Source organism: Paractinoplanes hotanensis (genome assembly GCF_023717965.1).
Taxonomy (GTDB): domain Bacteria; phylum Actinomycetota; class Actinomycetes; order Mycobacteriales; family Micromonosporaceae; genus Actinoplanes; species Actinoplanes polyasparticus.
Window position 1 is genome coordinate 244,158 of sequence record NZ_JAMQOL010000003.1, and the last position, 22,666, is coordinate 266,823.

Consider the following 22,666-nt stretch of genomic DNA (forward strand, 5'->3'; position numbering starts at 1 on the left):
GTGAGCGATGGATGCACGGGGCCCACGGCCGGTCTTCCCCAGCCGGACCCCCGTACGGCTTCCCCCGATTCTTCGCATGCTTCACCATCGACGTCAATGGATGCTCGATCCGGACGGTGGCCGGAAGGTGGCAACGGATGGCTGAGTGACGGGTTCCGTGCGGACGGTGACGGATTTAGGTTGCTGGATATTCAGGTCCACCGTTCGACCAGGGGAGAACACATCGTGGTGTCTCGATCGACATGGAGACGGGTAGGCGGCGTGGCCGCCGCAGCCGTGCTGCTGGGCGGTTTTGTCGCCGCCGGGCCCGCGCAGGCTTCGTCCGGGAGCTCAGTCAAGGATGTGACCAAGGCGGTCACGTTGGCCGGGGTGCTGCGGCACCTCGTGGCGTTCCAGGCGATCGCCAAGATCAGCGGGGACACGCGGGCGTCCGGAACGCCCGGATACAAGCGCAGCGCCGACTATGTCTCGACGCTGATGCGGGCGGCCGGCTACCGGGTCACCCGGCAGCCGTTCGAGTTCAATTTCTGTTCGGAGAACGGGTCGTCGTTCGCGCAGACCGCGCCGGCGCCGGCCACCTACACCGACCAGGTCGACTACGACGTCATGGACTGTTCCGGCGCCGGCACGGCGACCGGCCCGATCGTCCCCGTCGACCTGCAGCTGACGGCACCCAACACCAGCACCTCGGGCTGCGAGGCGGCCGACTTCGTGGGCGTGACCGGGCGGATCGCGCTCGTGCAGCGGGGCGGATGCCCGTTCGGCCAGAAGGCGGCCAACGCCGAGGCGGCGGGCGCGATCGGGGTCATCATCATGAACCAGGGTGACACCACCGGGGCGGACCGCCAGGACCTCTTCTTCGGCACCCTGGGCGCCCCGGTCGGCATTCCGGCCATCGGGGTGTCGTACCCGCAGGGTGTCGCGTTCGCCGGCGCCGCCGGACTCACCCTGTCGATCACGACCGACACCGTGGCCGACGTGCGGCAGACCGAGAACGTGATCGCGGAGTCGCGCCACGGCAACCCGGACGAGGTCGTCATGTCCGGCGCCCACCTCGACTCGGTGCCCGCGGGGCCGGGCATCAACGACAACGGCACCGGCAGCGCCGGCATCCTCGAGACGGCGCTCCAGATGCGCAACCAGAAGACCAAGAACAAGCTGCGGTTCGCCTGGTGGGGCGCCGAGGAGGCCAACCTGGTCGGCTCGACGTTCTATGTGAACAGCCTGAGCGAGGAGGAGCACGCCAAGATCGCGCTCTACCTCAACTTCGACATGATCGGGTCGCCCAACTACACGTTCGGCGTGTACGACGGTGACAACTCCGACAACACCGGCGCCGGGCCCGGGCCGGCCGGCTCGGCCCAGATCGAAGCCGTCTTCCAGAAGTTCTTCGCCGACCGCCGGCAGTTCACGGCGGCCTCGGACTTCACCGGCCGCTCCGACTACGGGCCCTTCATCGGCACCGGCATCCCGGCCGGCGGCCTGTTCACCGGGGCCGAGGTCGAGAAGACCGCGGACGACGTGACCAAGTGGGGCGGCGTCGCCGGGGCGGCCTACGACCCCTGCTACCACCAGGCCTGCGACAGCCTGACGCCCGAGCGGGACGGCGCCGACAAGGCGTTGTACGCCCAGCTCCGGCGGGCCTACAAGAACAAGCTGTTCGGCAACGTCAACACGTTCGCGCTCGACACGAACGCCGACGCGGTCGCCACCGCGGTGGCCACGTTCGCCAAGGACACGTCGTCGATCCCGCCGCGCGCCGCGGCGGCCTCGGCGGCCCGGACGGCGGCGGCGGCCGACCGGAACAGTCACGGTGATTGGCTGAGTTAGGGACAATGGTGGTGGCCGGCGTCACACCGCCGGTCACCACCTTGACCCGATGACGGAGAATGGTTCGCATGATCGCGAGGCGGATCGGCACCCTGGTCGCCACCCTGCTGGCTGTGGCCGGCGCCGGGGCATGCGGAAACGCGGCCCCCGCCGACCAGCGCCGCCACGAGCAGGCCGCCATCGCCCCGGCACCCGTGGCCGAGGTGCGCGCTCCCGCACGTGAGGTTCAGGCCGCCGCGGCCGCGACCACCGGCGTCCTGAACGTGCCCGCGACCTTCCGCCTGCCGCCCGGCAGTCGGGTGACCGCGCTGGCCGACAGCGAGGCCGGCGCGTCGTTCACGCTCACCGCGCCCGGTCCCGAGGCGGTCCTCTCGTTCTACCGCAGCGAGTTGCAGCGGTCCTCGTTCACGATCGTCGCCGACCGGGCCGAGGCCGGCGCCACGAGCCTCTCCTTCCGCGACGCCGAGGGCTGGGCCGGCACCATCTACGCCACCGCCCAGCGCGCCACCGTCGCCGTCCGCCGCGCCTGACCCCGCGCCCCCACGGCGTCGACGATCTTTGGCAGGATGCTGCCGCGGCACGGGGATGCCATTCGCGACACGGGGCGCGGTTCCCGGTCCGCGGGGAGGATTCCACATGCGACGGATATTCCTGTCGATCACGCTGGTGCTGTCCGGCCTGGCCTTCGCGGCGCCGGCGAGCGCGGCCGCGGCGGCGGCGCCGACCGTGCGGCTGGTCTCGGCCACCGTGGTGGCCGGCGGAGCCGGGGTCGACTTCCGCTACACCGTCAACTGCGGCGGTCAAGGCCGCTTCGGGCTCAACCAGTACGTCTCACAAGAGGTCGGCGACGAGTCGACCGGCGCGTCCGGCACGCTCTATCTCGACTGCACCGGCCGCCCGCAGGACGTGTCCCTGCGCGCGTGGTACTCGTTCCGCCTCGCGGCGCAGCCCGGCCCGGCGACCCACGAGCTGACCGCGGCGTTCCTGCTCGCCGGTGGCAACAACCAGCAGCAGAAGCAAGCGGGAGCCGTCACCTTGCGGGACCGGGCCCCGCGCAACGTGATCAGCGCGCCGGGTGTGCCGACGATGTTCTTCTACGGCGCCTCGGTCGACCCGGCCGCCGACAAGATGACCCTGAACGCGGTCTGGAATTGCGACTCCAGCCCGGCCACGAGCACCGGGATCACGGTGGCGCAGGCGGTCGACGGCCGCGTCGCGTACGGCCACGGCGGCTTCGAATACCAGTGCACCGGCCAGTGGGAGACGACCGAGGTGGTCTTCACCGGAACGGTGAGCGAGCCGTCGTTCCGGGCCGGGACGGTCAGCGTCACCAGCCAGTTCGGGTGGTGCGGCGACGACGAGAACGGCGAGTTCTCGTGCACCGACCGCAACCTGAGCGACACGGTCACGGTCGGCTGACCGCACCGGCCGTTCGTACGCTCGGGACTTTCGACGGCTCGGTCACCGGCGGCCCTCAGCCTTGGTTGAGGGCCGCCTTCTTGGTCTCGGCACGGCGGTTGATTGAAGCGCGCGACGCGGCACAATGGACGGACAGCCGACGCGGGGGTGTCAGACGGCCCGAGTGTTCGAGTCGCCGGACGGGCCACCCGGCCCGGCGCGTTTCATCGAGCTGTACCGCGGCTTCATGATCTCGAAGACGGTGTTCGCGGCCGTCGAGCTCGGCCTGTTCGAAGCGGCCGGGCCCGAGCCCGCCACCCCGGCCGAGCTGGCCGAACGCTGCGGCATCCCGGAACGCAGCGCGCGGGCGACGGCCGATCTGCTGGCCGACGCCGGTCTGCTCGCACGCGACGGCGGCGGGTTCCGCAACGCGCCCGACGCCGAGGCCTTCCTCACCGGCCGCGGGCCCGCCGACCTGCGCACGATGGCCCGCCGCGGCGACGACGTCATCCGCCGTCGTTGCCCACGCCCATTGATCGACATGCTTCGATCGCCGCGACTGTTCGGTCCACGTCGTCCTCGTCGGTCGAGAAGTTCGACACCGAGATGCGGATGGCCGCGGAGCCGTTCCAGGTGGTTCCGCTCATCCAGGTGGTTCCCTCGCGCTGCAGGGCGCGCAGGGCCCGCTGCGTCTCGTCGTCGCTTCCCAGCCGTACGAGAACCTGGTTGAGCACCACCTCGTTGAGGATCTCGGCGCCGCCCGCGCTCAGGCGTTGCGCGAACCGGTGGGCCAGCTCGCACGAGCGGTCGACCAGAGCGGCGATGCCGTCGCGGCCGAGCTGACGCATCGCCGCGTAGACCGCGAACCCGCGGGCCCGCCGGGAGTGCTCGGGGTTGTAGTCGATCTGATCGCGCTCGCCGCCCTCGGCGTGCTGCAGATAGCTCGCCCGCACCCCCATGGCGGCGCGGTGAGCGGCCGGGTGCGCGCAGATGACGAGACCCGAGTCGTACGGGACGTTGAGCCACTTGTGGGCGTCGGTGGACCACGAGTCGGCCCGCTCGACGCCGGCCAGCAGCGGCCGCAGACGCGGACTGGCCGCCGCCCACAGCCCGAACGCTCCGTCGACGTGCAGCCAGGCCCCGGCCGCCGTGCACAGGTCAGCGATCTGGTCCAGCGGGTCGATCGCCCCGGTGTTGACGTTGCCGGCCTGGGCGCAGACGATCGCCCGCTCCCCGTCGAGGGCCTCGGCCAGCGCCTCCGGGACCATCCGGCCCTGCGCGTCCATCGCCACCGGGACCACGCAGTTCGTGCCCGTCCCGAGGTGGCGCAGGGCCCGGTCGATCGTGCCGTGCCGCCCCTGCCCCACGATCACCCGCACCCGCGGCGCGCCCCACAGCCCATCGGCGTCGACATCCCAGCCGTGGGGGCGCAGCACCTCACGGACGGCGATGGCCAGCGCCGTGAAGTTGGCCATCTGCCCGCCCGTGACGTAGCCGACCGAGGCCCGCGCGGGCAGTCCGAGCACGTCCAGGAGCCAGGTCGCGGCCGTCTCCTCGACCACGCTCGCGGCCGGGCCGAGCACGTACAGGCCCGCATTCTGGTCCCAGGCCGACGTCAGCCAGTCGGCGGCGAGCGCGGCCGGCGTGGCCCCGCCGACCACGAAGCCGAAGAAGCGGCCGCTGGACGAGGCCATGATGCCGGGCTCGGCGGCAGCGATGAGCTCGGCCACCACCCGCTCCGGCGGCAGCGGGCCGTCCGGCAGTGGCCCGCCGAGGGCCGCCCGCAACTCCTCCAGCGAGGCCGACGGCCGCACCGGGCGATCCGGCAGCCCGCCGAGATATGTCGTCGCATGGTCGAAGGCCGCGCCGAGCGGCCCTTTCCAGTCCGGTCGCTCCATGCCGTCAGGCTAGGACTTTTCCCGCCGCTGGCTATTGGATGATCGGCCACCTGTGCCGAACTGCGGTCGGTGCGACGGTGCAAATTCGTCATCATCGCGGACATCGCCGCGCGGACACTCGGCTTCGCCTGGCTCGGCGTCGGGGCGATCGTGCCTATCGTGTTCTCCGTGACCGGCCGCCGCCCCGCGCGGGCCGGCCTCTCAGCGCAGGAGGACAGCCGATGACCGACGTCGTGAGCTACCGGCCGGCCCCGGAGGAGTTGTCGTACACCTTCGGCGGGCGTGAGCCGGTACGCCGGGTCGAGCCGGGCACGATCGTCGAGCTCTACACCGAGGACTGCTTCGGCGGCCGGGTGCGCGACGTCGGTGATCTGCCCTCCGTGGTCTGCGAGTTCCCGTACCTCAACCCGGTCACCGGCCCGATCCACGTCGAGGGCGCCGAGCCCGGCGACACCCTGGCCGTGCACTTCGCCGAGATCGTGCCGGCCCGCGAGTGGGCCGTGTCGTCGACCTTCCCGCACTTCGGGGCGCTCACCACCACGCACACCACGGCGATGCTGCACGCGCCGCTGGACGAACTGGTGTGGCGCTACGACGTCGACGTGGCGGCCGGGGTCGTCCGCTACCACGCCCGGCGCAGCGACTTCAGCGTCGAACTGCCGCTGGACCCCATGCACGGTACGGCGGGAGTCGCCCCGGCCGCGTTCGAGAGCCGCATGACGATCGTCCCCGACGCGCACGGCGGCAACCTGGACACCCCGGAACTGCGGGCCGGCGTGACCGCCTACTTCGGCGTCAACGTGCCGGGCGCGCTGTTCGCCCTCGGCGACGGCCACTGCCGCCAGGGCGACGGCGAGGTCTGCGGCACCGGCGTCGAATCGGCCATGAACACGGTGGTGATCCTCGACCTGATCAAGGGCGTGGACACGCCGACGCCGCGGTTCGAGACGGACACCGCGCTCATGTCGGCCGGCTCGGCCCGGCCGCTCGAGGACGCGTACCGGATGAGCCAGCACGACCTGGTGACCTGGACAGCCGGCCTGACCGGCCTCGACGTGCTCGACGCCTACCAGCTGATCAGCCAGGCCGGCGAGGCCCCGGTCGGCAACGTCTGCGACCCTAACTACACGATGCTGGCCAAGGTGGCCAAGACCTTCCTGAACAACCCTCCCGCGTACGAGGGCATCCACGCCCGCCTGCGCTCCACCGCCCGGGACTACCTCGCCACGAGATGACGGCGTTCGTCAGCCGCCGGTGAGGATCGACAGCACGGTGCGGGTCACGATGCCGGGAACCTCGCCTTCGCGGAGGCGGCCGGTGCGCACCTCTTCGGCGGCGCCGTGCAGCACGTGCTGGATGCCGAGGGGCCTCATCGCCGAGGTCAGGGGTGACGCCGTCAGCGACGGCCGACCAGCGCGCCCACCTCGGTGCGGGAGCTGACGCCCAGCTTGCGCAGGATGTTGGAGACGTGGACGGCGGCGGTCTTCGGTGAGATGTAGAGGCGGCGGGCCAGTTCGGTATTGGTGAGGCCGTCGCTGATCAGGACGGCCACCTCGCGTTCGCGCGGGGTCAGCGAGGCCGGCCCGGACACCGCGGGCGGCGCGTCGGCCGGGGCGAGGCCCAGTTGGGCGCGCACCTGGTCGAGCTGGGCCACGCGCCAACCGGCCCACCCGGCCAGCAACGTCGCGGCTGCCTCGGCGTGGGCGGCCGCCTCGGCCCGCTGGTCGGCGGCGAGCAGGCAGCGGGCGGCCCCCACCCGTACGGTGCCTCGGATCGCCGGGTTGAAGAACGGCACCTCGGTGATCGAGAGATAGCCGGGCAGCGCCTCGGCGGGCCGGCCGCGGGCCTCCGTCAGCTGCGCGTCGACGAGCGTCAGGTAGGCCGGCGCCACGTCGGCGTCGAGCAGCTCGTCGACCAGGCGGCCGAGGTGGGGCGCGGGCAGGCCCAGGTCGAGCGCGGCCGAGATCAGGTCGTGGGCCTGCTCCCCGCTGCGCCATTCCTGCCGCTTCAGGCCGGCCAGCAGGTCGCCCAGGGCGGCCTCGGCGCGCGGCAGGTCGCCGCGGCGGCAGGCCAGGTGGAAGGTCAGGCCGGGAACGGTGACCGGTGGGTTGTCGGTCAGCGCGGCCAGGTCGGCCACGATCTGCTCGACCCGGTCGTTGTCGCCCGCTTCGAGCAGCAGTCCAGCCAGGAAAACACCGTGGTAGTCGGCCCAGCGGCCGCGGCGCCGGTAGCCGCTGTCGTGCTCGCGGCCCTCCTCCAGCGCGGCTATCGCGACCCGCAGGTCGCCGGTGCGCTGAGCCAGGCGGGCCCGGCCGTGGAAGTAGGTGGCCACCGCCAGCGACTCGAAGCCGGCCCGCTCGGCGTCGACCCGCATCCGTTCCAGGGCCTCGGCGTGCTCGTCGGGCGAGGCCGGGGGGACCTCCTGCACGAGGGTGTTGAGGGCGCGGGCGGCCAGCACCCACTCCCCCGCCTTCTCGGCCTCGTCGACCAGGCCGGACAGGATCTCGCGGCCCTCGGCGGCCGACTGCGGGCGCTCGCTGAGGGCCGAACCCTTCTCGAGCAGCGCGGTCAGGCGGATCACGGGCAGGTCGAACTCGGCGGCCAGTTCCAGCGCGCGGTCGGCCCAGACCAGCGCCCCCTCGAGGTCGTCACGCAGGTAGCACGACTGGGCGACCGCGGTCATCGCCCGGGCCTGCCCGGCGCCCGGCGAGAGCTGGGCGATCAGGGTCTCGATGTCGTGGGTCAGGACGCCCATCTCGTCGTACTCGCGGGACTCCCAGGCGATGCGGACGAGCAGGTAGAGCGCCTCGGCCCGATCGGCCGCGGCCCCGGCGAGGTCGCGCCAGCGCCGGCCGTAGCGCAGCGCGTCGTCGAGCAGGCCGGCCAGCCAGGCCGCCCGGGCGGCGGCGCCCAGCAGGCCGGTGTCGTCGGGCAGCTCGTCGAGGCCCATCTCGGCCAGTTGCAGGGCCTGGTAGGCCGAGCCGATCGAGAGGTAGAGGGCGGCGCCACCGCGGGCAGCCGCGACCATGTCGTCGTAGCGGCCGGCGCCGCGGGCGTGGTGCGCCACCATGGCCGGATCGGAGGAGCCGCCGGCCAGCAGGACCTCGAGGGCCGCCTCGTGCAACCGGCGGCGCTGGCGGCCGAGCATCTGGCCGGCGATCGCCTCGCGCACCAGGGCGTGGCGGAACGCGAACTCGTCCTCACCCGACTCGATCAGCACACCCCGGGTCACCAGGTCACGCAGGACGGCGATCAGGTCGTCCTCGCCGGTGCCGGAGACGCCGGCCAGCAGGTCGAACGGGATGCGCTGGCCGAGCACGGAGGCCGCCTCGACGATGCGCACGCTGACCGGCTCGAGGTCGTCGACCTGGCGGCGCAGGACGTCGGCCAGGCTCCACGGCAGCGGCTGCTCGACCAGCGCCTCGACGTCGTGGCCGGGCAGCGCGCGCAGCAACTCTTCGAGGAAGAACGGGTTGCCACCGGTGCGGTGGTGCAGCGCGGTCGCGGCCCGCAGCGGGGCCGGAGCGCCGGTGGCCGCGGCGAGCAGGGCCGCCGTCTGGGCCGGGGTCAGGCGATCGAGCCGCACGTGGGTGACGGCGTGCCGCCGCTCCAGGCGGCCCAGCAGACCGGCCACCGGCTGGCGGCGGGTCACCTCGTCGGGCCGGTAGGTGCCGATGAGCAGGCGCGGCCCGCGCTGGTCGGCGATCCGCTCGAACAGGGCCGCGCTCTCGGAGTCGGCCCAGTGCAGGTCTTCGAAGACGACGACGGCCGGCCGGTCGCCGATCAGGCCGGCCAGGATGGCGACGCCGGTGTGCAGCCGCTCGACCGGGCTGCGCCGGGCGTCGGCCAGGGCGGCCAGCTGCTCGTCGCTGACCTCGGCCCGGCCGTCGATGGCGTCGAGCAACACCTCGTACGGCCGGGAGAGCGACCCCGGCTCGGCCTGACCGACCAGAACGACGGTCGAGGCGGGCAGCGTGGCCAGCAGCTCGTGCACCAGCCGGGTCTTACCGATGCCGGGTTCGCCCGCGATGATCGCGACAGCCGGCTCGCCGGAGGAGGCGAGCCCCGCCAACCGGCGCAGCTCGCCCTCCCGGCCGATCATCACCGGGCCGGCACCGCCGCGGAGGGTTCGCACGGGGCAACCCTACCGGTGGGCGGGCGGGCCGTCCGGGCCCGGCGCGTGACACGGAACTCGCGGGCGCGCTTCAGCAAGTGGCTCTTCTCGGCCTCGGCGATCAGCTCGCGGTGACGGTCGTTGACCAGGGTCAGCATCAGTTCCGGGTGGATCAACATGGCGGGCCTCCTCGGTGCCGGTCGATGGCTCAATCCTGGGCCGGCAGAAGGCCTGTCACATCGGGCGCGTTTACCTATCTTCGCTGGTCACGAGCGGTCTAGGTATGCCTAGATCGTGGACCGCGCCGATCAGCAGGCGCCAGAAGGCATCGACGTCGAGCGCCACCGCGACCTCGCAGTTGTCCGGCCTTCCGCTGCGGTGGTGCAGGTCGGCGACGGTCGCGCCCCGGGTGTACGTGCCACCGAGCTCGACCACGACCGGGGCCGCCACCGTGCGTACGACGGACGGGTCGAGCACGCAGGCCACGGCGACCGGGTCGTGCACGGGCGGGTGCTCGAAGCCGAAGTTGCGCCGGTAGGCGTCCGCGAAGAACGTCATGAGCTCGGCGCAGACGGTGCCGACCCGGGTGTCCAGGCCGCGGAACTCGTTGATGACCCGCGTGGTGGCCAGTGCCCGGTGCGTGACGTTGAGCCCGATCATGGTGAGCGGAAGGCCCGACCGCAGCACGATGTCGGCCGCCTCGGGGTCGGTGACGATGTTGAACTCCCCGTACGGCGTGGTGTTGCCCCGCTCGGTCGAGCCACCCATGAAGACGACGCGGCGCACGTTCCGGGCTGCCTCGGTGTGCAGTCGCAGGAACAGCGCGACGTTGGTCAGCGGCCCGGTGGCGATCAGCGTGACCGGCTCGGGCGACCCCGCCACCAGCCTCCGCATCAGCTCGACGGCGTGCACGCCCACCGTCCCGGCGACCGGCCCGTCGAGGTCCGGACCGTCGAGCCCGGACTCGCCGTGGATGTCGTCGGCGACGGTCAGGTCGCCGACCAGCGGCCGCTCGCACCCGGCAGCGACCGGGATGTCGGACGCGCCGGCCAGAGCGAGGATCTTCTGGGCGTTGGCGGTGGTCTTGTCGAGCGTCTGGTTGCCGGCGACGGTGGTGACCCCGAGCAGGTCGAGCCGGGGGTCGGCCACGGCCAGCAGCAGCGCCAGCGCGTCGTCGTGCCCGGGGTCGCAGTCGATGATGGCGGGGTTGGTCACGTGACTCCCGGGAGGATGGTGCCGGTGAGCAGGCTGCCCGGGTCGGGCTGGCCCTCAGGATTGTTGGTGACGACCACGACGAGGTCGCGGTCGGGCACGACGGCGACGAGCCTTCCGACCTTCATGCCCGCCCTCCTAGCGGCACGCTACGCCGTCTGATGGTGTGAGCCCAGGGAGCGGCGCCACCTTGTAGAAGGGGCGCCCATGGCCGTCTTCCGCATCCTGGAGGCCACCGCCCGGCCCGGTGCGGAGCTGGTGACATCCTGTGGAGCGTGAAGCCAAGGTGCTCCCTCTACGTGGACGTCGGTTACCTGCTCAGCGCCACAGCTGTGCGGGTGACGGGGACGTCGCTGCGCAACGGGGTTCGGGTCGACTATGAGGCGCTGATTGACGCGCTCGTCCAGCAGGCCGAGGCGCTGTCGGAGTTGCCGGTGCTTCGGGTGCACTGGTACGACTCGGCGCGAGACGGCGTGCCCGACAATCAACAGCAATTCATCGGCGAACTGCCCAACGTCAAGTTGCGGCTCGGCCGGTTCGGCGTCGACGGCCAGCAGAAGGGCGTCGACCTGCGCATCGGACTTGATCTGGTGACGCACGCACGAAACGGAGCCGCGGACGTCTTCATTCTCGTTTCGGGGGACGATGATCTGACCGAGGCGGTGGAGGAGGCCCAAGTTCACGGTGTCCAGGTCATTTTGCTCGCCGTTCCGAACTCGCAGGACAAGCCGCACGGCATCAGTCGGCACCTGATTCGCGCCGCCGACGGACTCAAAGTCATATTTCCGGAAACCATCGACCAGACGGTGACGAAGGTCGAAGTCCCCTCCATCACGCCACCAACGGCGTCGGCGCCGCGAGGTGACCGGCCGGGAGCGTGGGTTACGTCCCTCGGCCCGGCCACGCAGGGAGACACAGGCACGCTTCGCGCGGCATCGATGCCGGCGCTCGGCGCGACCATCGAACGCGAGCCCCAGGGCACAACGACGTATGAGGATCCCGCTGAGCTCGCCGAACAGATCGACTCGGTGGTCAACAACGTCTTGGACACTCTCCGCCGGTCAGCTTCCCTGGAGGCGCTGGCCGAACTCACGGCTGGAAAGCCGTCGATCCCGCGCGAGATTGACAAGGCACTGCTGACGGATCTGTCTGAACGCCGCGGTGGAATCGATTTGAGTGAAACTGTGCGGCACAAGCTTCGGGCGCAATTCTGGGAAAACATGACGAGTCTCAGCTACAGCTCGGAAGGTTAGAAATCTGAGTCCGTTCGGGCGGCAGCGAGGCGGCAGCAAGACGGCAACAAGGCCGGCCCCTACTCCCCGAAGGGGGATTTGCCGACGGTCAGGCGGGCGTCGAGGGTGGCAGGAGCGAGCACGTGGTCGCGGACCAGGTGGCCGGCGCCCGCGATGCCGGCCCTCGACTTGAAGCGGGTCGGGACGATCTGCAGGCGGCGGGTGGCCAGCGGCAGCGAGCGTTGATAGACGACCTGGCGGATGCCGGCCATCAGGTCGTCGCCGGTGCTGCCGAGCAGGCCGCCGAGGACGATCACGTCGGGGTTGAGCAGGCTGGTCGCGTACGCCACGGATTCGCCCATGATGCGGCCGGCGTTGCGCAGCGCGGCCACCGCAGCTGAGTCGCCCCGGCGCAGACGCTCGGCTATGTCGCGGGCGTCGTGGCCCTCGCCGAGGTCGCGGGCCAGGGCCCAGCCGCCGACCAGGGACTCGAGGCAGCCGACGTTGCCGCAGCGGCACTGCGGGTCGCCGAAGCCGGCCACGTGGGCGTGCCCGATGTCGCCGGCGGCGCCCTGGGCGCCGCGGTTGACGGCGCCGTCGATCACCATGCCGCTGCCGACGCCGGTGCCGGCCTTCACGAAGAACAGGTGCCGCGACGAGGGCCAGAAGCGGCGGTGCTCGGCCAGGGTCAGCAGGTTGACGTCGTTGTCGATGAGCACCGGGACCGGCCAGCTGCGCCGCAGGTGGCGGCGGATGTCGTAGTTCTCCCAACCGGACATCACCGACCAGCCCATCACCCGGCCCGCCTCGTAGTCGACCGGCGCCGGCAGACCCAGCCCGAACCCGGCCACCGGCGTCTGTTCCAGGCCCTGCTGCACGATCAGCTCGCGGACCAGCGCGGTGATCCGGTCGAGCAGCACCTCGGGGCCGTCGCCGAGGGTGAGCCGCTCGACCCGGTCGCCGATGATCGCCATGTTCAGGTCGAGGATCGCCATGCGCGTGCGGTCCTCACCGACGTCGACCGAGATGATCACGCCGGCCCGCGGGTTGAGCTCGAGCACCCGGGACGGGCGGCCCCGCGAGGGCAGGCTCTCCGTGCTCTCGCGGATGAGCTGGGCGTCGAACAACGTGTCCAGCCGCTGCCCCACGGTCGACCGAGCCAGACCGGTGACCTGGGCGATCGCGGTGCGGGTGCGGGCCGTTCCGGCGGTGATCAGGCCGAGGATCCAGCCGGGGCCGTCATCGGCCGTGAGAACGGTGGTCATGAATCTCCCCGTGGTTTCAGGGCCACAGTCAACCACAGCACTTTTGTCGATCACAAGACATAAGTTCGATTTCTATGGTTGACAGTCGACGTAACCACTAACACGATGAGCCGTAACACCGCCGACTTAATTCGGCAGCAAACACATACAGGAGGACTCATGAAGGTCAACCGAGTCGCCGCCGCCGGGCTGGCGGCCGGCATATTCCTGACTGCCACCGCATGCGGCTCCGATGACAGCGGCAGCAGCGGCGGCGAAGGCACCAGCGACGTGACCATCGGCATCGTCGAGCTGAACCTGTCCAACCCGTTCTTCGGCACACTGCAGAAGGCGACCGAGGCCGCGGCCACGGCCAAGGGCTGGAAGACGATGAAGGCCGAGGCCAAGGTGCCCGGCGACTCGGCGACCCAGGTGACCGCGATCGAGAACATGATCGCGAACAAGGTGAAGGCGATCGTGCTCGACCCGGCCAACCCCACCGCACTCAACCCCGTGGTCAAGAAGGCCCGCGACCAAGGCATCCTGGTCATCACGGTGAACGCCACGCTGACCCCGATCGAGGGCGCGGACGCCACCTTCGCCACCGACAACACGGCTGCCGGCAAGCTGATCGGGCAGTGGGCCAAGGCCTCCGCGCCGGCCAACCCGCGCATCGCGATGCTCGACTTCGACCTCTCGGACGGTCCGGCCGGCGGCCGTCACAACGGCTTCCTCGAGGGCTACGGCATCAAGGACGGCGACCCGAGCATCGCCGGCTCCGCCCTCACGAAGGGCACCGTCGAAACCGGGCAGTCCGCGATGGAGAACCTCCTCTCGGCCCACCCCGACATCAACGTCGTCTACACGATCAACGAGCCGGTGGCGCGCGGCGCCAACACGGCGCTCAAGAACAAGGGCCTGGCCGACAAGGCCACCGTGGTCTCGGTCGACGGCGCCTGCAGCGGCGTGCAGGACGTCAAGGACGGCATCATCGGCGCGACCGCCATGCAGTTCCCGAGCAAGATGGGCGAGCTCGCCGTCGACGCCATCGGCAAGTACCTGGCCGACGGCACCAAGCCCCAGTCCGGCCTCAACGACTCCGGCACGGTGCTGATCACCGACAAGCCGGTGGACGGCCTCGAGTCACAGACGTCGGAATGGGGTCTGCAGAACTGCTGGGGCGAGAAGTGACCAAGCTCGACGATGCGGTCCTCCTGGACAAGGAGGACCGCGCCGGTCCCCTGCGGGCGGCCCTGTCGAGCCAGATCGCCGGTCCGCTGGCCGCCCTGGTGCTGGCGGTGGTCATCTTCTCGGCGACGACCGACTCGTTCCTCAACCCCGGCAACCTCTCGCTGATCGCTCAGCAGTCGGTGGTGGTCGGCACGCTCGCGCTGGGCCAGACGCTGGTCATCCTGACCGCCGGCATCGATCTGTCGAACGGCGCGATCATGGTGCTGGCCTCGGTGGTGATCGGGAACCTGGCCACCGACGGCAACGTGCTCGGCGCGCTGCTGGCCGGGCTGGCGGTCTGCCTCGTGCTGGGACTGCTGAACGGCGTACTCGTCGCGCAGTTCTCGCTGCCGCCGTTCATCGTGACGCTCGGCGTGCTGTCGGTGCTGACCGCGGCGGCCCGGCTCTACACCGACTCGCAGTCGTACCCCATCACCTCGGAGTTCCTCACCGCGCTGAACGGGGGCCCGGCCTTCGGCGGGGTCACCATCACGTACGGAGTGATGTTGTGGATCGGACTGACGGCGATCCTGGGCTACGCGCTGACGCAGACCGCCTGGGGCGTACGGGTTTACGCGGTAGGCGACAATCCGCGCGCGGCCGCCCTGACCGGCATCAAGGTCAAGCGGGTGCTGCTGAGCGTCTATCTGACGGCGGCGGTGGTGTACGCGTTCGCCGCCTGGCAGGCCCTCGGCCGTACGCCCACGGCCGACCCGAGCGGCTACTCGACGGCCAACCTGGACAGCATCACGGCCGTCGTGATCGGCGGCACCAGCCTGTTCGGCGGCCGCGGCGGCGTGGTGGGCACCCTGATCGGCGCGCTCATCGTCACCGTGCTGGCCAACGGGCTCACCCAGGCCGGCATCGACTCGCTGTACCAGCAGGTGGGGACCGGCATCCTGGTCGTGATCGCCGTCGCCGTCGACCATTTCGTGCGAACGAGGCAGACCCGATGACCGACCTCATTCTTCAGGCCCGAGGGCTCACCAAGCACTACGGCCACGTCGTGGCCATGGACAACTGCGACTTCGATCTGCGGGCGGGCGAGATCCTGGCCGTGATCGGCGACAACGGCGCCGGCAAGTCCACCCTGATCAAGGCGCTGACCGGCGCGGTCATCCCGGATTCGGGCGAGATCCTGGTCAAGGGCGAGCCGGTGCATTTCCGCAGCCCGCTGGACGCCCGCCGGGCCGGCATCGAGACCGTCTATCAGGAGCTCGGCGTCGCGACCGCGCTGGACATCACGCAGAACCTCTATCTTGGCCGGGAACAACGCCGCAAAGGCCTTCTGGGTACGGTGTTCCGCAAGCTCGACAAGCCGGCGATGCGGCAGGGCTCGGCCCGGCAGATGGCCGACCTGGGCATCCGGGTGCAGTCGATCCGGCAGAAGGTCGACACGCTCTCCGGCGGCCAGCGGCAGGCGGTCGCCGTGGCCCGGGTCGCGGCCTGGGCCACCAGCGTCGTCATCATGGACGAGCCGACCGCGGCCCTCGGCGTACGCGAGACCAACCAGGTGCTGCAGCTGATCGAACGGGTCCGCGAGAACGGCCTGCCGGTCGTGCTGATCAGCCACAACATGCCCAACGTGTGGCAGGTCGCCGACCGGATCCACATCCACCGGCTCGGGCGGCGCATCGCCGTGGTCGAGCCGGGCAGCACAACCATGGAGGAGGCGGTCGCGGTGATGACCGGAGCCAAGCAACCGGAGGCCCTCGCGTGACCAGCTACACCCTGGCCGGACTGGTCGATCTGGCCCGGCAGCTGGCCGACGGCGGCGAACGCCGCATCCTCGGCATCACCGGGGCGCCCGGAGCCGGCAAGTCGACCCTCGCCCAGCAGTTGACCGAGGCCCTGGGCGACCGGGCCGTCCTGGTCGGGCTGGACAGCTTCCACCTGTCCAACGCCGAGCTGAACCGCCTGGGCCGGCACGCCCGCAAGGGCGCCGCGGACACGTTCGACGCCGCCGGGTATCAGAGCCTGCTGCGCCGGTTGCGCCCGCAGACCGACGAGATCGTGTACGCCGCGGAGTTCGACCGCAGCCTCGAGGAGTCGATCGCGTGCGCCGTCCCGGTGCGCCGGGAGACGCCGCTTGTCGTCACCGAGGGGAACTACCTGCTGGTCGACGACGACCGGTGGCGTGCCACGGCCGACCTCATCGACGAGGTCTGGTACGTCGACCCGGGCGAGGAGGTGCGGATGGACCGGCTGATCGCCCGGCACGTCCGGTTCGGGCGGAGCCAACAGGAGGCGTACGCCCGCTCGCACGGCTCCGATCAGCGCAACGCCGAACTGATCGCCTCGACCCGGCCCCTGGCCGACCGCATCGTGCAGATCGTCACCGAGAAGGAGCTGGCATGACCGTCCTTGATCTGTTCCGGATGGACGGCAAGGTCGCCGTCGTCACCGGCGGCAACCGCGGCATCGGCAAGGCCATCGCAACCGCCCTGGCCGAGGCGGGCGCGACCGTGGTGGTGGCCGCCCGCGACGCGGAGCGCAACGACCAGGCCGTCGCCGAGATCTCGAAGGCCGGTCCGGCCGCGCACGCCGTCACCACCGACGTGACCAGCCGGACCGACCTGGTGCACCTGCGGGACACGGTGACCGAGCGGCTGGGCCCGATCGACGTGCTGATCAACAACGCCGGCGTCGGCATCCACGGCGAGTCGCTGAAGGTCGACGACGAGGGCTGGGACCGGGTGATGGCCACCAACCTGGACGCCGTGTGGAAGGCGAGTCAGGTGATCGGCGAGCAGATGGTGGCCCGCCGCTCGGGCGCGATCGTCAACGTCGGCTCGATGTCCGGCATGATCGTCAACCGGCCGCAGTGGCACGCGCCGTACGCCGTCTCCAAGGCCGGCGTGCACCACCTGACCCGGTCGCTGGCGGCCGAGTGGGCCCCGCACGGCGTACGGGTCAACGCGATCGCCCCGGGCTACACGAAGACCGAGATCTCCGACATCGACGATCCGAAGTGGAAGCACTACTGGATCGACGAGGTGCCCATGCAGCGCTACGCCCAGTCGGCCGAGATCGCGCCGTCCGCGCTCTACCTGGCCAGCGCCGCGTCGACGTTCGTGACCGGCGAGATCCTGGTGATCGACGGCGGCTACACCCTCTGGTGAGAGTGCAGCCGCCTTCTCTCAACCACAGGCGTAGACCCGGAACTCCCAGAGCGAGTAGCCGTACGGGGTCCCACGCTCAGTGCCGTACATGCGCACATAGCGCGCGTCGCCACTGAGCGTGTGGCTCACCTGGCCGGCGGCGCCGGTGCCGGTGACCGTGGCGGCCGGCGTCCAGGTGGTGCCGTTGGCCGACGTCTCGATCCGGTACGAGCGGCCGTACGCGGCCTCCCAGTTCAGCTCGGCCCGGGTCAGCGTGCGCGACGAGCCCAGGTCGACCTGGATCCACTGCGGGTCGGCGAAGGCCGACGACCAGCGGGTGCCCGTGTTGCCGTCGACGGCCAGGCCGCCCTCGAAGCCGGCGGCCTCGGTCGACGACACGGTGACCGGGCGGCCCTGCGAGGCCAGGGCGCCTTCGCCGCAGCCGGTGGGCGGCGGGTCGGTCGGCGGCGGGTCGGTCGGCGTGGTGCCACCGCCGGTGGCGTTGCCGCCCGTCCAGTTCGTCGCGCCACTGGCCACCGTCTTGCCGGCCGGCAGCGCGAGGGTGCGGCCGTCGGAGAACGTCACGGTCTGCGCGGCGTTGGTGATGTTCGAGGCGACGTACGTCTTGGCGCCGTTCTTGCTGAACACCTTGGCCAGCGGGTTGTTGGCCGTGACGGTGGTGTCGACCTGGCCCAGCGCCTGCAGGTTGCGGATCCAGTGGAACGTGTGGGCCCGGCTCTCGCCCTCCTCCGGGGTGTAGTTGCCGGCCGCCCGCAGCCGGGACATCGCCCCGTCCGGGTCACCCAGCGCAAGGTACTGCCACAGCATGTCGCGCCAGAGCGTGGGTTCGCTGCCCTTGTTGCGCACCATCTCGGCGTACGTGTTGCGCACTGCCGCCGGATAGTCGCCCAGGTAGAACTGGCCGCCGGTGATCGGGAGCATGTTGATGCCGACGATCATCTCGTGCTCGCCCGAGAACCAGGTCGCGTACGCGCCGCCGGAGCCCCACACGATGGCCGAGTAGTTGTGGCCCCAACTGGCGGGGAAGTTCTCGTTGCGTACGTCGAACCAGTACTCGTTGATGGCGGCCGACTGGGTCGTGTAGATCCAGATGCCGGCGTCGCGCACCGCGTTGTTGCCGGTCGCCTGGCCCCACTGGATCAGCGCGTTGGCGAAGTTCTGACCCTCCGAAGAGGACTCCTGGTTGTTGCCGGCGCCGAACGACCCGTGCCCGGAGGCCCAGTCGTGGCCCTCGTAGATGTCGAAGTCACGCAGGTACGGGAACCGCGTGTCGGTGCGGTCGTAGTTGTTGGCGTCGCGGATCAGCAGATCGACCATGCCGCCGTACCGTCCGGCGGTGGCCCAGTCGGGGTCGAACTTGGCCAGGGTGGCCGCGGCCGCGATGAAGTAGCCGTAGTGGAAGTGGTGGTCGTTCAGCTCCTGATCGGAGCCGTACGACGCCGGGTAGCCGATCAGCGTGCCCCAGTTGCGGTCGTAGTAGAAGACGCGCGAGGTCTTGCCGGCCGACGCCGTGAACCAGTCGGTCAGGCGGGTCCGGATGACGGTGAGCGCGGAATCCCGTACGGCCGTCAGGTTCAGTTGATCGGCGATCTCCGCGACGCGGGCCGCACGGCCCAGGCCCTTGCCGGTCCAGTACGTGTCATCGCCGCGGAAGTCGGCCGGGTTGTTCAGCTCCGCGTTCAGATAGTTCGTGATCGTGGCGAGGTCGGCGCCCGACGAGTCGCCCACCGCGGGGATCTCGGGCAGCACGCCGGTGTACTTCATCGACGTGCTGAACTGGGTGCCGGTGAGGATCCGCATGGCGCCGCGGGGCGAGACGTAGCTCTGCGCGAGCGGCGTCGAGCCGGTCAGGTAGCGCCACTGGTGCGGATAGAGCGCGATGACCGTGCCGGTGCCGCTGCCCTCGCGGGCCGTGGTGGTCAGCGCGTACGTGGTGTTGACCGTGCCCGCGCCCTGGTTGTAGCTGTAGGACAGGCGGCTGCCGGTCACGTGGTTGTGCGCGAACGGCGTGTACCGGTCGGCCAGCGCGATCTTGTCGGCCGTGCTGGTGGACGCCGTGGTCGGCAGCACCGCCACCGACAGATAGCCGCGCCCGGCCAGGTTGGACCGGATCGTCGTGCCGTTCAGGGCCCAGGTGGCGCCCGTGGGAGCCCACGCCACGTAGTCGTGACCGCCGATCGAGAAGCCGATCCGGCTGCCGCTGTTCGACCACGCAGTGGCCGGGCCGGTCGTCGTGATGACCGCGTCGCCGCCGCTCACCTGGTAGTACGACAGCGGCAGGCCGCGGCCGACGGTGGCCCGCAGGGTGCGCCCGCCGCCGCTGAGGCTCGTGCTGACAGTCCAGTCGCTCCAGCCGTCGACCAGGGCCTGGGTGGCGTTGAGGCCGTCGACCCCGACGCGCACGTGTTCCGCGTACGGGTAGTGGTATTCGCCCGTTCCGGTCGCGGAACCGCTGATCGCGGCATCGGTCTGGTAGGACAAGCCCATCCCGCCGGCGCCGGGCTTGTAGGCGGCGGGGCCGGCGAACAGCGGGGTCGAGAACTGGCAGTCGATCCGCTTGTAGAGCAGCGAGGACCACCAGTCGTTGGTGGGCACGGCGCCGCCGGGTGCGTTGCTGGTGACGTACTGCCGGGGGTTGGTCGAGATGGAGCCGCAACCCGTGGGAAGGCTGCGGCCGGCCGGAAGGGTCTCGGTGTAACTGCCGGCGCCGACCGGGGCCGCCGATGCGCTGCTCACGCCGGCGACGACGGCGACGCTGCCGGCTCCTATCGCGACGAGAGCAGCGGTGATCAAGCTGGTGAGGCGTCTGGATTCCATGGGGGATGGGCCTCCGTGGGATGGGGGATTCCGGAGGGCGCTAAGCGGGGAGAGAGCGCTCTCTGGGTTTCAGAACGCTATCGACCGCAGAGGGTTTCGTCAATGTTACGAACGGTCCGGCGTGACGCCGTGGATCGTTTCGTCAGTGTTACGCCGGGTCCGGCGTGACGAGCTGCGGGGGCCTCTCGACCGCGCGGGCGTTACGAACGGGTCCGGCGTCACGACCGGTCCGGCGTCACGACCGGGTCCGGCGTCACGACCGGTCCGGCGTCACGACCGGGTCCGGCGTCACGACCGGTCCGGCGTCACGCCGTAGACGAGGCGCAGGATCGCGTCGGTCAAGGTGTCGAGCAGTTCGTCGTCCGGGTAGGCGGCCGGATGGGCGTAGGCCTCGGCGAAGGTGACGCTCCGCAGGTTGACAGCCATGGTCGCCAGCAGCGCGGGGCGCCCCATGACGGTGAGACCGGCGCGGGCGTCGCGTTCGATGCGGCGGCTGAACGCCGTGCAGCCCTCGGCCACCAGGCGGTCGCGGATCTGCATGACGTCGGGGCCGGGGTCGGGGTTGATGAAGGCCTCGCGGAGCCAGCGGCCGTCGATCTTCCAGCGGACCAGTGCCCGGCTCAGGCCCAGCCGCAGGGCCTTGCGGTCGAGGCCGTCGGAGGCCAGCCATTCCGCCATCTCGAGATCATTCTCGCCGATCACCTGGTCGACCAGCGCGGCCAGCAGAGCCTGCTTGGACTCGAAGTAGAAGTAGAAGCCCGAACGAGCGATGCCGGCCGCTCCGGCCAGCTCGTCGATGGTCACCTGGCTGATCGGCTTCTCACGGAACACAAGGCGGGCGGCGGCAAGCAGGGCGCGCTCACGCTGGTCGCCCTTGGTGGGTCCGCGGCGGCTTCCGATGGCAGGCACGGCCCGATCCTACAACCCCGTCGTCGATGGAAATCGACGTCACATCTCACTTTTTCGACACTGTGTTGAGAATCGTCGCCGACGCGTCTAGCGTTCGGCCCATGCCGTCCCATTCACCGTCCCGGCTCGTGCTGCCGGTCGCGTGCTACGCCGTCCTGCTGGTCTCGGCTCTCCAGACCCTCGTCGTGCCGGTCATCGCCAACATCCGGGCCGACCTCGGCGTCTCGGCGACCGCGGCCAGCTGGGTGGTGACCGCCAACCTGCTCGCCGCGGCGGTGCTCACACCCGTGCTCGGCCGGCTCGGCGACCTGCACGGCCGGCGCCCCGTCATGATCGGCATCCTGGTCGTGGTGCTGGCCGGCTCGCTGCTCGCGGCCACCACCAGCAGCCTGCCGCTGCTTCTGCTGGGCCGGGTCGCCCAGGCCGCCAGCTTCGGCTTGTTCCCGCTCTCCATCGGCGTGCTGCGCGAGGAACTGCCGCCGGCCCGCCTGACCGGCGCGATGGCCCTGGTCAGCGGCATGCTGGCGGTCGGCGCGGGCGCCGGCCTCACCATCACCGGCCTGCTCATGCAGGACGGCGGCGACTACCACCAGCTGTTCTGGCTGGCCACGGCCCTCAGCGTCATCGGCCTGGCCGGCGTGGCCGCCCTCCCCCGCCGCGCCGCTGCCGCCACCGGCCGCCTCGACCTGATCGGCGCCGGACTGCTCGGCCTCGGCCTCGTACTGCTCCTGCTCGCTCTCCAAGAGGGCAACGGCTGGGGCTGGGGCTCACCGCAGGTGATCGGCCTGCTGGTGGCGGCGGTCGTCGTGCTGACCGCGTTCGTGCTGATCGAACGCCGCATCAGCCAGCCGCTGGTCAGCACCCGCATGCTGACCCACCGCCCGATCGTGGTGGCCAACCTGGCCGGGATGTTCCTCGGCTTCTCGATGTTCGCGGTCTTCCTGGCCGTCTCGAGCCTGGTCCAGACCCCACCGTCAGCAGCCGGATACGGCTTCGGCTCGACGGTCCTGGCCGCCAGCCTGGTCTACCTCCTGCCCGGCAACGCCAGCGGCATCGTCACGGCCCCGCTGGGCGGCCGCCTGGTGTCCCGCTTCGGCGCGAAAGCCACCCTGGTCGCGGCCGCCGCCGTAGCCGGAGCAGGCTTCGCGATGCTGGCCGCCCTGCACGACGCCACTTGGGAAGTGATCGTCGGCGCGCTACTGGTCAACACGGGCGTGACGTTCGGCTACGCGGCACTGCCGGCCCTGCTGATCGAAAACGTGCCACCCGCCGAGACCGGCATCGCCAACAGCGTGAACTCGATCGCCCGCACGGTCGGCATGTCCCTGGGCACGGCCTTCGTGGTCACGATGGTGACCCGCAACCTGGTGCCCGGCACTTCCCTCCCCCACGAGAGCCAGCTGGTCGGCGTCTTCGTAACAGGCGCGGTACTCGCCGCCGCAGCGGCAACCCTCATCGCTCTGGGGCTGCCGCACCGCCGACCAGCGGCAATCTCCACACTGGAGGCCGAAGAGGAGGCCGTGCTCGGCGCCGCAGGCGTCGACATCCCGGCCGGCCTCGGCTCCACAAGCCGCTGAACACGCCGGGAAGGGCGCCAGTTTCCGGCAGCCGTTCTCTCGCCTCGCCACCCCAACCGCTCAGCAGATGCAACGCCGAGCCG

The 22,666-nt window shown here is 70.9% G+C and carries 20 protein-coding genes and 1 pseudogene; 12 read left to right on the plus strand and 9 right to left on the minus strand.

The window, feature by feature from the left end; all coding sequences use genetic code 11:
- The first annotated feature begins 261 nt into the window (after nt 1–261).
- The 4 genes and pseudogenes from LXN57_RS02975 to LXN57_RS48280 form a co-directional block, all read left to right on the plus strand.
- Complete coding sequence (locus LXN57_RS02975) at nt 262–1,830, plus strand: M28 family peptidase (RefSeq protein WP_251796428.1); 1,569 nt, start codon at nt 262–264, stop codon at nt 1,828–1,830.
- 68 nt (nt 1,831–1,898) lie between these two features.
- Complete coding sequence (locus LXN57_RS02980; protein WP_251796429.1) at nt 1,899–2,360, plus strand: hypothetical protein; 462 nt, start codon at nt 1,899–1,901, stop codon at nt 2,358–2,360.
- Nucleotides 2,361–2,466: 106 nt separating this feature from the next.
- Nucleotides 2,467–3,249 (plus strand): hypothetical protein, encoded by a 783-nt coding sequence (locus LXN57_RS02985; RefSeq protein ID WP_251796430.1) that lies wholly within the window; start codon nt 2,467–2,469, stop codon nt 3,247–3,249.
- A 124-nt stretch (nt 3,250–3,373) separates the two neighbouring features.
- A pseudogene (locus LXN57_RS48280) lies at nt 3,374–3,673 on the plus strand (methyltransferase family protein); the annotation flags it as partial.
- Between the two features lie 61 nt (nt 3,674–3,734).
- On the opposite strand, the gene LXN57_RS02990 reads toward LXN57_RS48280, so the two are convergent.
- Nucleotides 3,735–5,126: a pyridoxal phosphate-dependent decarboxylase family protein gene (locus tag LXN57_RS02990; RefSeq protein ID WP_251796431.1), complete on the minus strand. Its 1,392-nt coding sequence runs from the start codon at nt 5,124–5,126 to the stop codon at nt 3,735–3,737.
- A gap of 221 nt (nt 5,127–5,347) precedes the next feature.
- Here LXN57_RS02990 and LXN57_RS02995 point away from each other — a divergent pair, with 221 nt between their 5' ends.
- Nucleotides 5,348–6,361, plus strand: a complete 1,014-nt coding sequence (locus LXN57_RS02995; RefSeq protein WP_251796432.1) for an acetamidase/formamidase family protein — start codon at nt 5,348–5,350, stop codon at nt 6,359–6,361.
- A gap of 9 nt (nt 6,362–6,370) precedes the next feature.
- On the opposite strand, the gene LXN57_RS47820 is transcribed toward LXN57_RS02995, so the two are convergent.
- The 5 genes from LXN57_RS47820 to LXN57_RS47825 form a co-directional block, all read right to left on the minus strand.
- Nucleotides 6,371–6,499 (minus strand): hypothetical protein, encoded by a 129-nt coding sequence (locus LXN57_RS47820; RefSeq protein WP_285904585.1) that lies wholly within the window; start codon nt 6,497–6,499, stop codon nt 6,371–6,373.
- Between the two features lie 23 nt (nt 6,500–6,522).
- Nucleotides 6,523–9,261, minus strand: coding sequence for an ATP-binding protein (locus tag LXN57_RS03000; protein WP_251796433.1), 2,739 nt, complete (start codon nt 9,259–9,261; stop codon nt 6,523–6,525).
- On the minus strand, nt 9,228–9,419 hold the full coding sequence (locus tag LXN57_RS03005) for a hypothetical protein (RefSeq protein WP_251796434.1): 192 nt from the start codon (nt 9,417–9,419) through the stop codon (nt 9,228–9,230). The genes LXN57_RS03000 and LXN57_RS03005 overlap by 34 nt, the downstream gene beginning before the upstream one ends.
- Before the next feature lie 70 nt (nt 9,420–9,489).
- On the minus strand, nt 9,490–10,455 hold the full coding sequence (locus tag LXN57_RS03010; RefSeq protein ID WP_251796435.1) for a nucleoside hydrolase: 966 nt from the start codon (nt 10,453–10,455) through the stop codon (nt 9,490–9,492).
- Nucleotides 10,452–10,580 carry a hypothetical protein gene (locus tag LXN57_RS47825; RefSeq protein ID WP_285904586.1) on the minus strand — a complete coding sequence of 43 codons (129 nt, stop codon included), beginning with the start codon at nt 10,578–10,580 and terminating at the stop codon, nt 10,452–10,454. The genes LXN57_RS03010 and LXN57_RS47825 overlap by 4 nt, the downstream gene beginning before the upstream one ends.
- Before the next feature lie 171 nt (nt 10,581–10,751).
- On the opposite strand from LXN57_RS47825, the gene LXN57_RS03015 reads away from it, so the two are divergent.
- Nucleotides 10,752–11,705 (plus strand): NYN domain-containing protein, encoded by a 954-nt coding sequence (locus tag LXN57_RS03015; protein WP_251796436.1) that lies wholly within the window; start codon nt 10,752–10,754, stop codon nt 11,703–11,705.
- Nucleotides 11,706–11,764: 59 nt separating this feature from the next.
- On the opposite strand, the gene LXN57_RS03020 is transcribed toward LXN57_RS03015, so the two are convergent.
- A complete protein-coding gene (locus tag LXN57_RS03020; RefSeq protein WP_251796437.1) occupies nt 11,765–12,949 on the minus strand; it encodes an ROK family transcriptional regulator in 1,185 nt (394 codons plus the stop codon).
- 159 nt (nt 12,950–13,108) lie between these two features.
- Between LXN57_RS03020 and LXN57_RS03025 the strand changes: the two genes are divergently transcribed.
- From LXN57_RS03025 to LXN57_RS03045, 5 genes are read left to right on the plus strand one after another with little or no spacing between them, the layout of a single operon-like run.
- Complete coding sequence (locus LXN57_RS03025; protein WP_251796438.1) at nt 13,109–14,119, plus strand: substrate-binding domain-containing protein; 1,011 nt, start codon at nt 13,109–13,111, stop codon at nt 14,117–14,119.
- Nucleotides 14,086–15,114 (plus strand): ABC transporter permease, encoded by a 1,029-nt coding sequence (locus LXN57_RS03030; protein WP_251796439.1) that lies wholly within the window; start codon nt 14,086–14,088, stop codon nt 15,112–15,114. The genes LXN57_RS03025 and LXN57_RS03030 overlap by 34 nt, the downstream gene beginning before the upstream one ends.
- Nucleotides 15,111–15,878 carry an ATP-binding cassette domain-containing protein gene (locus LXN57_RS03035; RefSeq protein WP_251796440.1) on the plus strand — a complete coding sequence of 256 codons (768 nt, stop codon included), beginning with the start codon at nt 15,111–15,113 and terminating at the stop codon, nt 15,876–15,878. The genes LXN57_RS03030 and LXN57_RS03035 overlap by 4 nt, the downstream gene beginning before the upstream one ends.
- Entirely contained in the window at nt 15,875–16,516 is a 642-nt protein-coding gene (locus tag LXN57_RS03040; protein WP_251796441.1) for a nucleoside/nucleotide kinase family protein, read from the plus strand. The genes LXN57_RS03035 and LXN57_RS03040 overlap by 4 nt, the downstream gene beginning before the upstream one ends.
- The gene (locus LXN57_RS03045) at nt 16,513–17,280 is read left to right on the plus strand and encodes an SDR family NAD(P)-dependent oxidoreductase (protein WP_251796442.1); all 768 of its coding nucleotides are present in this window, start codon (nt 16,513–16,515) and stop codon (nt 17,278–17,280) included. Before LXN57_RS03040 ends, LXN57_RS03045 begins: the two co-directional genes overlap by 4 nt.
- 18 nt (nt 17,281–17,298) lie before the next feature.
- On the opposite strand, the gene LXN57_RS03050 is transcribed toward LXN57_RS03045, so the two are convergent.
- Together LXN57_RS03050 and LXN57_RS03055 are read right to left on the minus strand one after the other, a co-directional pair.
- Entirely contained in the window at nt 17,299–20,097 is a 2,799-nt protein-coding gene (locus LXN57_RS03050; RefSeq protein WP_251796443.1) for a glycosyl hydrolase, read from the minus strand.
- 288 nt (nt 20,098–20,385) lie between these two features.
- Nucleotides 20,386–21,006 carry a TetR/AcrR family transcriptional regulator gene (locus tag LXN57_RS03055; RefSeq protein ID WP_221375225.1) on the minus strand — a complete coding sequence of 207 codons (621 nt, stop codon included), beginning with the start codon at nt 21,004–21,006 and terminating at the stop codon, nt 20,386–20,388.
- A gap of 101 nt (nt 21,007–21,107) precedes the next feature.
- Here LXN57_RS03055 and LXN57_RS03060 point away from each other — a divergent pair, with 101 nt between their 5' ends.
- The gene (locus LXN57_RS03060) at nt 21,108–22,583 is read left to right on the plus strand and encodes an MFS transporter (RefSeq protein ID WP_251796444.1); all 1,476 of its coding nucleotides are present in this window, start codon (nt 21,108–21,110) and stop codon (nt 22,581–22,583) included.
- Nucleotides 22,584–22,666 lie beyond the last annotated feature (83 nt).